This window comes from Gilliamella sp. wkB112 (assembly GCF_001690685.1).
Lineage (GTDB): Bacteria > Pseudomonadota > Gammaproteobacteria > Enterobacterales > Orbaceae > Gilliamella > Gilliamella apicola_J.
Map to the genome: position 1 here is coordinate 561,076 of NZ_LZGL01000017.1, position 12,825 is coordinate 573,900.

The following is a 12,825-nucleotide window of genomic DNA, read 5'->3' on the forward strand; positions in this document are numbered from 1 at the left end:
AACGTATAGCACTCCTGAAACTTCTTTACAAAAGGAACATCATTATGTTCCTTTTTTGTTATTAAGCCAATCATCGACTAATGTAAATTAATTTCTTGTAACTTGACAGTAATTTAAAATCGCGTAACGATATATCTATTGAATTTGCTTAATTTAATATTATGGCTATGAATGAAACTCATTTGTGTTACCCTGTTTCACCCTTAGATTTCAGCGATGAACAGATAAATATTAACTATCTCAAGCAGCAGCTTGATGAGTTTCAACAATGGTCAATAATCCAATTTAAACACAATGCTGATATTGATGTATTGGTACATTTGCGCAGTGCCTTTATCGATCAGCTCTTACAACGTTTATGGCGTTATTATCAAATCCCTGAGAAAATTTCTTCACTATTTAAACAAAACCGTATTGCTTTAATTGCCGTAGGTGGATATGGGCGTGCCGAGCTTCATCCTTTGTCTGACATTGATATTTTAATTTTAAGTGATAAACCACTGACTAAAATACTGGAAAAACAAGTTGCTGATTTAGTTCGTTTACTTTGGGATCTCCATTTAGATATAGGCCACAGTGTTAGAACATTAACAACCTGCCTACACGAAGCAAAAAATGATATCACCATAATGACTAACTTGATTGAATCAAGAATAATCGCAGGTAGCGAGGCATTATTAAATGAACTGCGTAAACAAATTTTCAGCGATAAGATCTGGCCTTCTCCGGCTTTTTATCAAGCAAAAGTTAAAGAGCAAGAAGAACGCCATAAACAGTATCACAGCACAACTTATAATCTGGAACCTGATTTAAAAAATAGTCCTGGTGGTCTTCGGGATATGCAAATTATTCAATGGATAGCTATTCGCCATTTTGGTGGTGAATTTTTACATAAAATTACCCACTTTGATTATTTAACTCCTGAAGATATTGAAGAGTTTAAAACTTGCCGTAAATTTTTATGGCGCATCCGTTTTGCACTGCATTGCGTAATTAGTCGTTATGATAACCGGCTATTATTTGATCGCCAGTTGAGCATCGCTAATATGTTAGGTTATACCGGTACAGGCAATGCTCCAGTTGAAAACATGATGCATGATTTTTATCGAGTTGCTCACAATATTACTGAACTCAATCAAATGTTATTACAATTGTTTGATGAAACAATATTGGAGCTTAATCCCAAAAATAAACCCTATGATATTGATGAACATTTCCAAGTAAGGGAAAAATTAATAGATATAAAAGATGATAATCTGTTCAAGCAAAATCCTGTGATGATGATGCAGCTTTTCTATACCATTTTATTAAATCCGCAAGTAATTGGCCTTTATTCCAATACCATTAGGCAACTGCGTTCGGCAAGACGACAATTACCAAAGTTGCTATGCGAAGACCCACAAGCTAGGCAACTGTTTATGCAAATTATCAAGCATCCGGATGCCATTAAAAAAGCTATCTTACCTATGCATCAATATGGAATATTGACCTCCTACATTCCAGGGTGGAAGCATATTGCTGGTATGATGCAGTTTGATTTATTTCATATTTATACGGTTGATGAACACACTATTCGGTTACTACTAGAACTCGATAACCTAAAAAATACTGCTGATAAACAAAAACATCCCAATAGCACTGAAGTTTATAGCAAATTACCCAAACCTGAATTATTAATTATTACGGGTTTATTTCATGATATTGGTAAAGGCCGGCATGGCGATCATTCCGAAATTGGTGCGCGTTTAGTGAAAGATTTTTGTCAATTACATCAATTGGATGCTAAAGATACTGAATTAATTGTCTGGCTAGTCCGATCACATTTACTCATGTCAGTCACTGCCCAAAGTCGTGATTTACAAGATCCAGATGTTATTCGGGAGTTCATTCAACAGGTAAAAAGTAAACGCCGTTTGCAATATTTACTTTGCTTTACTGTAGCCGATGTCTGTGCCACCAACGAAACACTGTGGAATAGTTGGAAGCAAAGTTTAATGCGAGAACTCTATTTTACTGCTGAACGTTCCTTTGATGCTGGTATTCATCAAATTCCAGAACAACGGAGTATTGCACGGCAACATAAACAACAAGCTTTAGAAATTTTAATACAACAAAACTATGCAGAGTCACAGATCAAAAACTTTTGGCAAGATTATCGGGTTGACTATTTTCTACGTTATACCACAGAACAAATTGTTTGGCATGCACAAAACCTTTTGCATCATGATTTAACGCAAACCTTAGTATTCATCAACCCTAGTCCTCATCATGGTGGGACTGAGATATTTATCTATTCACCAGATAGACCATATTTATTTGCTACTGTTTGTAATGTAATCAATATGCATAATTTAAATATCCATGATGCCCTCATTATCACCAATAAAAATCGATTTGCGCTTGATACTTTTATTGTATTGGAACCAAATGGAAAAACATTACAACAAGATCGTCATCAAGATATTATAAAAGCACTGGAAAAAGCACTACAAAGTTCAGTTTATAAAGGCGTAACTATTAAACCACCAAAACAACGGTTACGATATTTCTCGGTGCCTACTCAAGTAAACTTTCGGTCTTCTTTTAACGAAAGCAAAACTTATATGGAATTGATAGCCCTTGATCGCCCGGGGTTACTTGCTCGCGTTGGAGAAATCTTTGCTAATCTAGATTTATCATTAAGTAGTGCTAAAATAGCCACTATCGGTGAACATATTGAAGATCTGTTCATATTAACGGATAAACACAATAATGCCTTGGATGATAGCACTTGCAACAAACTACGAGAATCAATAGTTCTTGCTATTGATGACATGAATTAATTAGATCTAAGAATTAAATTATGCAATTTTTTATTATTTTGTTCCCCATTTTTTGTATTTTTATTGTCGGCTTTATTGCCCAAAAAGCCTTAAAGTTTGATGTCGCTAATCTTTCTAAAATGTCACTTTATGTGTTATCGCCATTTTTGGCTTTTAAAACATTTTATACCCATACTTTAACCAGCGACTATTTCTTTTATATTTTCTATATTTTCGGGCTGTGTTTTGCATTAGTTATTATTGTGTCTATTTGGTCAGTTATCATGAAATATTCAAGTAAAGAGCGCTGTGCCATGATTTTAAGCTCTTGCTTTATGAATAATGGTAATTATGGTACACCAGTATTGTTAGTATTCTTTGGTAGTGTTGGTTTCAATTTAGGGGTAATTATGATGGTTTTACAACAGTTTGTAATGAGTACTGTTGGTATCTATTATGCCGCTAAAGGTAGTCGACATAATGACATTGTTAGCCAAAAAGATGTACTGAACAAAGTAATCCGCATGCCTGTCGCTTATGGTGCTTTTCTAGGAATTATTTTTCAGTTGTGCGATATTCCTTTATCAAAATCGATTATGACTTCAATAGGTATGATAGGTGACGCGTCTATTGTGGTGATTATGATTATTTTAGGAATGCAGTTAGCTAAAATACAAATTAAACATCTCGATTATCCAAAAATCTCGTTTTCATTAGTAACACGAATGATACTTTCACCTATTGTGGCTATGTGTATCGTTTATTTTATGCCGATTGATCCTGTCTATAAACAAATTTTAATTGTACTGGCGGCAATGCCAACAGCAGCTAATACTACTCTTATGTCAGTACAATTTGATACTTACCCGGAATTAGTTTCAAGTGCTACATTACTGAGCACAATCTTAAGCTTAATAACATTACCAATTGTGTTATGGTTAGTTGGTGCACCAATACCATTTTAATGGTGGGATCTCTCCCCCTCACAGCGGGGAGAGATTTAAATATTAAAAACCATTATTACTAAAAACATAATCTGGATTTGGTCCAGTACGCAGGTTTTGATTTAATCCACTAATTTTTTCCATCTCTTCAGCAGTTAGCTCAAAGTTAAAAATATTGGCATTTTCGGCAATTCGATCAGGGTGACTGGATTTAGGGATCACAATATAGCCATTTTGAATATGCCAACGCAGTGTTACTTGAGATGCTGATTTCTGATACTTATCACCTATTTCTACTAACAGCGGTTCATTAACCACTTTATTACGTGCCAATGGAGACCAAGCCTCAATAGCAATTTTTTGTCGACGCAAATAATTGACTAATTCCATTTGTGTTAAATACGGATGAATTTCGATTTGATTAAGCATTGGTTTGATGTTAGCTTTCATAGCTAGTAATTCCATATGTGAAATATGAAAATTACAAACACCTATGGCGCGTACCCGCTTTTCTTCATACAATTTTTCAAACGCTTTCCAAGTCTCAAAAAAGGTATCATTTAAAGGCCAATGCACCAAAAAAAGATCAAGATAATCAAGTTGTAAATCCTTTAATGTCTGATCAAAACCCGCTAAAGTTTTTTCATAACCTTGATTATTATTATCAATTTTACTGGTAATAAATAATTTATTACGTTCAATGCCACATTGTTTAAGGGCTTGCCCCAGTTGTTTTTCATTTTGATAAAGTTCAGCCGTATCAAAAGCACGATACCCAACTTTAACGGCTGCGTTAACTGCACGAGTTAATTCATTTAAATCTGTTAGTTTAAAAGTACCAAACCCGAACTGCTCCATAGAGACATTGTTACTTAAAACGATCTTATCATTGATAGAAAAAGTCATCATTGGCCCCCATATATTATTAAAACTAATTAATCAACTATAGTTATTATAAACAAATTATTCCAAGGTTAATATCAATTTTCATCCGAGCCATTCGTCTTCAAATAGTTTTACAAATTGAAGTAAAAAGTCATGCCTTGCTTGTGCTAATTGTTTACCTTTTGGGGTATTCATTAGATCCTTAAGCAAAAATAGTTTTTCATAAAAGTGATTAATTACCGTACTGGGTTGTTTATAACTAGTTTCGTTCAGAAAGGTTCGGGGGGGAATATTAGGATCATACATAATATGATGTTTGTTACCACCATAATAAAATGTTCGCCCAATACCTATTGCGCCAAGAGCATCAAGACGATCCGCATCTTGCACTATTTGCCCCTCAAGGGATAATATTTTTTTATCATTAAGATTTTTTCGATATGACATATTTTCAATAATATCGAAAATCATTTGCATGTCATCAGTCGGTATTGGTTGTAGTTTTAAAAATTCGTGTAATTGTGTTACCGCTAAATTGACGTCATTAACAACTTTTTCATCAATAACATCATGTAGATAAGCACTAGCAATAGCAATAAAGTTATTAGCTTTGGGCTCACTAGCTAAGATCTGTTTAGTTAACTTAACCACACGTTCAATATGTGCCATATCATGTCCAGAATAATCATCAGCTAATTTTTGTTTTACTAAAGATTGGATATTTTGGATGATTTGCTGCTGCGATGGTGTCATTAAAAGTGATATTTTATTATTCATTATATTAATTACTTTAGGTATAAATAAATATTATTATTGTGCACAAAATATACTTGCTATATTATGCAATTTCGTTTAATTATAGCATAAAAAATGGGCGCATATTTTGCTAATCACCAAGATGAAAGCCGATCGTTTATTCCTCATCTTATGAAAATAATCTATAAATATCTAAGCAAATAATATAAAAAAAATAGCTTTAACTGTACTAATTTTAACACTAACTTTAAGTATAAAAATCCAGATACAACAAGTAATTAATCATATTAATTAACAAATATTAAAAAATAGCTAAAGAAAAACATTAGAATTTAAAATTTTTTTATTTTTCTGCGATTGTTTTCGTTAATTTGGGGATGTAGAATGCGCAAATCTAAAATATTAACCAAGCAAATATTGGAGTCGACTGAGTGAAAATATTAGCGCGTAGAGTTTTGCCATGGCAATTAATAGAATACTTCACTCGCTATCGCCAACTGTTGGCTTTAATATTTGGTCTATTAATCTTTGTTATTGCCTTAATTGTTTGTTGGAATTTACTAAAAGAGATTAATCTTAATGATTTAAAACAATCAATTCATAACCTTTCTATTCACACTATTTTACTTGCCTGTTTATCTGCAGTCGGTAGCTATGTAATGCTGATTTGCTATGAATGGTCAGCTGCCCGCTATGCGGGCGTAAAACTTAAACCATCTATTATTGTAGTTGGGGGTATATGTGCTTCTGCTATTGGTAATGCTATAGGATTATCGGCTTTATCTGGCGGTGCGGTGCGTTGTCGTTTGTACTTTAAGTATGGTTTAACCACTATTGATGTTGCCAGAATGTCAATTTTTGTCACCTTGTCGCTTGGTTTTACTTTACCACTACTGGCAGCAATAGCCGCATTAGTCGAAACTAAAGACACCATGCAAGCACTACATATGCCGCTGCAAAGTGTTTGGTTAATCGCCGGTTCAGTATTATGCCTGTACATAGCATTATTAATTTTTCTTTACCGAAATCAATGTGATGAAAGGCCAAATAAGGACACCCGTTTATTTCAGATAGTTCGATGGTCAATCCGTTTACCTAATTTACATTTAGCCTGCTGGCAATGCCTTATCACTTTGTTTGATGCTATTTTAGCAGGTTCCATTCTGTATTTTTTATTACCCAATCACCCTAATTTCACCACGTTTATTATGATTTATATTCTCGCCTTAGTTGCCGGAGTATTAAGTCATATACCAGGTGGTGTTGGCGTGTTTGAAGCTATTATTCTGGCAGCTTTTTCATCTGAAATAGGTGCAGCATCTCTAACTGTTGCTCTACTTATTTATCGGATTATTTATATTTTAATTCCATTAATTCCTGCCGGGATTTTATTACTCATTAATGAAGGTAAAAATTACTTAACTACACCACCAGTTAAAGAAACTGAAACCGGAATCGCCGCTTCAGTGATGGCGGCAACCGTATTTTTTGCTGGTGTAGTTATGATGTTTTCGAGTGTAGTACCAGGATTTAATTCGCACTTAGTCCACAGTTTTATTCCTAATAAAGTAATCAACATTGCTCATTTAATTTCTAGCCTAATTGGTGTTCTATGCTTATTACTGGCTATGGGGCTAAGGCGTCGACTCTTTTCCGCGTGGGGAGTTACCGTTTTATTACTATTTATTGGTAGTATTGTTTCTATATTACGAGGTCTGCATTGGATTGAGGCCGGTATATTATTATTGATTGCTATTTTATTAATTAAATTTAGGCATGCGTTTTATCGGAAAAATCACTTAAGAGTCATTCCATTTTCATTTAAGTTTTTCGCTATCTGTTTTTGTATGCTAGCCATGTTTGTATGGGTGATTTTATTCATCTATCAAGATGTGCCTTATAGTCACTCTTTATGGTGGCAATTTGAATTAGATAGCCGCGTCCCACGGGCATTGCGTGCCGCCTTAGGCAGTTTTATCTTATTAAGCTGTATTATGTTATTTTGGCTATTCCGCCCTGCGTTACCTATTTTGACTAAACCAAATAAACCACAACTAGCTAAGGCTTATCAAATTATTTTAGCTTCCAAACAACCCGAAGGTGGTTTAGCCATGTGTGGGGATAAATCATTACTATTCAATGAGTCAGAAACCTCTTTTATTATGTATTCCCGACGAGGGCGAAGCATGGTAGCACTTTACGATCCAATTGGTGACATTAGTGAACGCGCTGATTTAATATGGGAATTTCGCGATCTATGTGACCAACATCGGCTACGTCCAGTATTCTATCAAGTTAAAGCTGCTAACTTACCATTCTATATGGATATTGGCTTACGAACTATCAAACTTGGTGAAGAAGCTTTAGTTAATTTAAAAAAATTCGACTTAAATTCAAAAGGTTATAAAGACTTGCGCTATACTTGGAATCGTGGGCAGCGTGATGGTTTATCTTTAGTATTTTATCCACCAGGTACCGCTCCATTTGATGAACTAAAAGTGGTATCAGACACATGGCTCAAAAATAAACATGCTAAAGAAAAGCAATTTTCATTAGGATCATTTTCTAAACAATACTTGGATAATTTTACTATCGCGGCAATTAAGTACCAAAATCGTATCATCGCTTTCGTTAATCTTTTAGAAACGCAACAATGTTATTCTGCTAGTATTGATTTAATGCGAGTACTACAAGATATACCTAAATTAACTATGGAGTTTTTAATGGTTGGTTTGATTCTCCATTATCAAGAAAAAGGCTTTAAATATTTTAGTTTAGGTATGGTACCACTGGCAGGAATGCAAAGGCGACGCGGTGCTCCACTAATCCAACGGTTAGGGGCGTTAGTCTTTCGGCGAGGAGGTCGTTTTTATAATTTTCAAGGACTACGTCGTTTTAAAGAAAAATTTGCTACACAGTGGGAACCTCGTTATATGGCCGTCCCTGCTGGGCTTGATCCTTTAGTTGCATTGCTCGATACCACCATGTTAATTTCTGGCGGTATTACTGGTTTAAAAAAGAGTAAGAACCCTTAAATATGAAAAAATTGTTACACTATCTACTGTTAATACTCCTCATTATTGTTGTGCTAATACTTGCATTTTTAGGTTGGCATGTTTTTAAAAATCAGACTAGAGCATCCCTTAAGACCATTGCAATAACTAATGATTTTACACTTATATCCGCTACACCAAAAAAATCGGCTGAAGCTGCTGCTATCATAGTTGCGACTCCAAAAAGCCATTTTACCGCAGAACAATTATTAGCTTTATCTACAACCACTGGTGCTAAGCTGGTACAATTTGAGTTAAAACCACAAGCCAGCTGTAGTGAACAACAAAACCGTTTTAATCAGGCGGTGGAAATACTAGATGAACCTAATTTTGTTGTAGCGGGAATGGAAGAAGGTGCCGCCTTCGCATACCGTTGGTTAACTACTCAGCAAAATGACAATGCCAAAGCCTTGTCAATCGAATTTACTTTAGATCACCAAGACTGTAATGCCCCCTTACCCAAACAGGCTAATCATGGTATGTGGCAAGTTATTTGGAATAATCCACCAAATGATGACGTAGCTATTTTTCCTCGGGAACAGCAAAAAATCACTACTACCACGGCAATCGGTGAATACGAGGCCACACCAACTGAACTTTTAAGTCTACATTTACCGGCAATTTTATATGGCAAACATGAACAATTACCAGTAATTGAATTACCGGCGACCATTGCAGAAGTCCATCCTAAAACGGTAACTTTTTATTATTCAGGTGATGGTGGCTGGCGTGATTTAGATAAAATCTCAGCCGAATATATGGCCCAGCATGGTTATGCGGTGGTGGGTGTGGATGCATTAAAGTTATTTTGGCAACATCGCTCGGTAGAGCGAAGTGCTAAAGATCTTGCCTACTTAATGCAACAGTATCGAGATAAATGGGGAACAACTCAATTTGTATTAGCGGGTTATTCGTTTGGTGGTGATATATTACCAGCCCTTTATAATCGCTTATCACCACAAGACCAAAAAAGTGTATCAGCACTAGTTATGATAGCCTTTTCTAAAGATGCCAATTTTGAAATTGAAGTTAGTGGTTGGCTAGGACAATCGGGAGATGAAATGAAAACTGCTCCTGAAGTGAAGAAAATAGCAGCCGATAAATTATTTTGTATCTATGGTGAAGAAGAAACTGATGAAACAGGCTGCTTACAACCGGAAATGCAGGGAGAAGCATTTAAATTACCAGGGGGGCATCATTTTGATGAAAACTACCAACATCTTGGACAAATTATTATGAATGCAATTGATAAACGCTTGCAATAAATCTATCTAACAAATAACAAAGGGGCTAATGCCCCTGTCAAACACAATTATAATGGACTATTTTTTGCGAACCTTAACCTTCCCTTCCGAGAGTAGAACTCCACACAAAGTAAATAAAGTACCAATTGCGGCAATCCAAGTAAAAGGCTCATGTATAATAATTACCGCTGTAATAATAGTAATAATTGGCACTAAGTAGATATAAATACTGATCTTAACTGCACCCACTAGTTTTACCGCATAATTCCAAGAAGCAAAACAAATAGCCGAAGCACCAACACCTAAAAATATAATATTAAGTAGATTAACTGAATTGCTAAAACGAGTTAAATCTAATTCAAAATTAAATATATACAGTGCCGGCAGCATTAACATTAAACCATAAAAAAAGAAGCGTCGAGTTAATAAAATAATGTTGTAACCATAATTACTACTTTTTTTAGTTAGAATTGAGTAACAAGCCCAAAAAATACACGCAAAAACAGCAAGTAAATCCCCTAATGGATTGACTGATAACACAAATTTACCATTAAAGGTAATTAGTGCAATACCAATAATGGCAAATATGCAACCAATATAAAAGCTTTTACCCGGTTTTTCAGCTTTTAAAAAGAAGATAGCTAAAATTGCAGTAAACACTGGAGCTAAAGTGGTAATAACGCCCACATTGGAAGCTGTCGTATAAGTTAACGCTATATTTTCACATAAAAAATAACAGGTAACACCACAGAAACCAGCACACAAAAACAATAGCTCTTGTTTGATACCCTGCCAAGCAAACAATCGTGGAGCTAAAATCCACAATGTTAGATAACCCAATGTAAAACGAAAAAATAGAATTTCAATCGGTTTAAAATCGGTTAATAAAACTTTAGTAGCAATATAGGTTGTCCCCCAAATAAACACGGTCATTAGTGCAATAAGGTGCCCTTGGGTTCGTTTAGATAATAACATGAAGATCTTCTCTGTTCACATAACACAACACTGCTCAAGCATACATTATTAAACCTAATCTTATAGTTGGGTTAATAATGCCAGTCAAAATAAATTATAATAATATTTTTGAAGTGACTTGATAACGTATAAAATAACCATATAAAAAAGGAATACTAACTTCCCATTTAGCTTTAGGCAAATATTTTTTACTTTAATCAAGAAATTAAATAGTTAAGCTAAGAAAAAATCACACTTAATAATTATCACTTATGCGATCCTGATAAATTCTAGACAAAAAAAATCCACTCGAAAATGCGAGTGGAGGGCAAAAAATGAAAAAACGTAATCTGTAGATATAGACAAGTTAAATTATAAAAAGTTCAATTTAATTTTATATTTTTTTCAAGTTTTAACAGAAAAAACCCTAATTTATTGATTATTTAAATAAAAATAATTTTATTTTTTTCATTTTTATTTTCTGTCAGTCTATAATTTATAACATAGCAACATATAATAAACTGAAACGTATAGCTCTCCTGAAACATTTTTACAAAACTAATTTAATCAAAAAAATTCTCAGCTATTTATTCTTGTTTAAACGATTAAATTACCTTTTACAAGAATATAATAATATACTATTAGTTAAATTTACCGTCGGTTGCTAAGGAAAAGTTATGAAAAAGAATGTTGTTTTATTCACTAAAATCCCTGCCGATCAACAAGCCAAACTTGAGCAAAATTTCAATTTAACCATTTTTGATCGTAATCCAAATCGCGAAACCAAAGCTTTTATCAAGGCATTAACAAATGCCGATGGTATGATTGGTACTAATATGCCCACTCGCATTGATGACAATTTTCTTAGCCAAACACCCAGATTAAAAGCTGCATCAACAATTTCAGTCGGATTCGATAATTATGATTTAACTGCTTTAAAAAAGCATGGTGTACGCTTGATGAATACCCCAAAGGTATTAACTGAAAGTACGGCCGATTTAATTTTTACCTTGCTAATGGCAACTGCACGCAGAACAGTTGAATTATCGAATCTTATCCATGATGGTAAATGGCAAAAAGGTATCACTCCTGAATATTATGGTTGTGATATTCATGGTAAAACCATTGGTATTTTAGGAATGGGACGGATTGGTAAGGCAATAGCCAAGCGTGCTCATCATGGTTTTGATATGAATGTCATTTATTACAACCGTTCAGCACAACCTGATGCAGAACAAACATTTAACGCCAAACGACTCGAACTTGATGAAGTATTAAAAACCGCAGATTTTATTGTCATTATTTTACCACTCACATCTGAGACTGACCGCTTAATCACTAAAGAAAAACTGGCTTTAATGAAACCATCGGCTATTTTAATTAATGGTGCTAGGGGCCGCGTTATTGACGAACAAGCATTAGTCGAAGCATTAAAAAATAAAACCATAAAAGCAGCTGGACTTGATGTATTCGAAGTTGAACCACTACCAACCAGTTCGCCATTATTACAACTTGATAATGTTTTATTATCACCACATATAGGTTCGGCAACCGTTGAAACCCGTTATGCAATGGCAAAATGTGCCGTCGATAACATTATTGCTGCATTAAAAGATGAAAAACCAACTGAAAATTGGGTTAATCCGGATGTAGGCTAACTTGTATTAACACTTGAATTCACCTATAATGCCCCGATATTGTAGATTGTAACCAACACACAATTGGGGCTGATTCTGGATTCGACGGGATTTGCGAAACCCAAGGTGCATGCCGAGGTGCGGTAGGCCTCGTAAATAAACCGCAAAAAAATAGTCGCAAACGACGAAAACTACGCACTAGCAGCTTAATAACCTGCATAGAGCCTTCTCTCCCTAGCCTCCGCTCGTAGGACGGGGATCAAGAGGAGTCAAACCTAAACGAGATCGTGTGGATGCCTTGCTTGGGGTTGAAGCATTAAACTTAATCAAGCTAGTCTATCAGTGGCGTGTTTGTCCGCAGCGGGTAGATGAAATCTAAAGACAAACTACGCATGTAGTACCAAGGATGTAGAGATTTCGGACGCGGGTTCAACTCCCGCCAGCTCCACCACCGCTCAAATCAATAGACGTAAATCGAAGTAAAAATAACGTTTAAAATCATATAGAAAGATTTAATCTTAAGGCTTTTTTTGTATATGGAAATCAACTCG

Annotated in this window: 8 protein-coding genes and 1 other RNA gene; 6 read left to right on the forward strand and 3 right to left on the reverse strand. The window is 34.8% G+C overall.

Annotated features, from left to right (window positions below; all coding sequences use genetic code 11):
- The first annotated feature begins 161 nt into the window (after positions 1-161).
- Together glnD and A9G12_RS09260 are read left to right on the forward strand one after the other, a co-directional pair.
- On the forward strand, positions 162-2,822 hold the full coding sequence (gene glnD / locus A9G12_RS09255; protein ID WP_065565537.1) for a bifunctional uridylyltransferase/uridylyl-removing protein GlnD: 2,661 nt from the start codon (positions 162-164) through the stop codon (positions 2,820-2,822).
- A 20-nt stretch (positions 2,823-2,842) separates the two neighbouring features.
- On the forward strand, positions 2,843-3,766 hold the full coding sequence (locus A9G12_RS09260; RefSeq protein WP_065565538.1) for an AEC family transporter: 924 nt from the start codon (positions 2,843-2,845) through the stop codon (positions 3,764-3,766).
- A 42-nt stretch (positions 3,767-3,808) separates the two neighbouring features.
- Here the strand turns inward: A9G12_RS09260 and A9G12_RS09265 are convergent, their stop codons facing one another.
- Together A9G12_RS09265 and A9G12_RS09270 are read right to left on the reverse strand one after the other, a co-directional pair.
- Positions 3,809-4,651, reverse strand: coding sequence for an aldo/keto reductase (locus A9G12_RS09265; RefSeq protein ID WP_065565539.1), 843 nt, complete (start codon positions 4,649-4,651; stop codon positions 3,809-3,811).
- An 81-nt stretch (positions 4,652-4,732) separates the two neighbouring features.
- Positions 4,733-5,407, reverse strand: coding sequence for an HD domain-containing protein (locus A9G12_RS09270; protein WP_218056611.1), 675 nt, complete (start codon positions 5,405-5,407; stop codon positions 4,733-4,735).
- Positions 5,408-5,817: 410 nt separating this feature from the next.
- On the opposite strand from A9G12_RS09270, the gene mprF reads away from it, so the two are divergent.
- Entirely contained in the window at positions 5,818-8,421 is a 2,604-nt protein-coding gene (mprF, locus tag A9G12_RS09275) for a bifunctional lysylphosphatidylglycerol flippase/synthetase MprF (protein ID WP_065565540.1), read from the forward strand.
- 2 nt (positions 8,422-8,423) lie between these two features.
- Entirely contained in the window at positions 8,424-9,704 is a 1,281-nt protein-coding gene (locus A9G12_RS09280) for a virulence factor family protein (RefSeq protein WP_081299719.1), read from the forward strand.
- Positions 9,705-9,761: 57 nt separating this feature from the next.
- Here the strand turns inward: A9G12_RS09280 and A9G12_RS09285 are convergent, their stop codons facing one another.
- Entirely contained in the window at positions 9,762-10,658 is an 897-nt protein-coding gene (locus A9G12_RS09285; protein WP_065565541.1) for a DMT family transporter, read from the reverse strand.
- A gap of 656 nt (positions 10,659-11,314) precedes the next feature.
- Between A9G12_RS09285 and A9G12_RS09290 the strand changes: the two genes are divergently transcribed.
- Together A9G12_RS09290 and ssrA are read left to right on the forward strand one after the other, a co-directional pair.
- A complete protein-coding gene (locus A9G12_RS09290) occupies positions 11,315-12,295 on the forward strand; it encodes a 2-hydroxyacid dehydrogenase (protein WP_065565542.1) in 981 nt (326 codons plus the stop codon).
- A 65-nt stretch (positions 12,296-12,360) separates the two neighbouring features.
- Positions 12,361-12,725: a transfer-messenger RNA gene (ssrA, locus tag A9G12_RS09295) on the forward strand.
- Positions 12,726-12,825: the final 100 nt, after the last annotated feature.

Excerpts from the sequence above, each read along its gene's own strand:
- A9G12_RS09290 (WP_065565542.1), top strand. The coding sequence starts at position 11,315 with ATGAAAAAGAATGTTGTTTTATTCACTAAAATCCCTGCCGATCAACAA.
- A9G12_RS09260 (WP_065565538.1), top strand. The coding sequence starts at position 2,843 with ATGCAATTTTTTATTATTTTGTTCCCCATTTTTTGTATTTTTATTGTC.
- A9G12_RS09280 (WP_081299719.1), top strand. The coding sequence starts at position 8,424 with ATGAAAAAATTGTTACACTATCTACTGTTAATACTCCTCATTATTGTT.
- A9G12_RS09265 (WP_065565539.1), bottom strand. The coding sequence starts at position 4,651 with ATGACTTTTTCTATCAATGATAAGATCGTTTTAAGTAACAATGTCTCT.
- A9G12_RS09285 (WP_065565541.1), bottom strand. The coding sequence starts at position 10,658 with ATGTTATTATCTAAACGAACCCAAGGGCACCTTATTGCACTAATGACC.
- A9G12_RS09270 (WP_218056611.1), bottom strand. The coding sequence starts at position 5,407 with ATGAATAATAAAATATCACTTTTAATGACACCATCGCAGCAGCAAATC.
- glnD (WP_065565537.1), top strand. The coding sequence starts at position 162 with ATGGCTATGAATGAAACTCATTTGTGTTACCCTGTTTCACCCTTAGAT.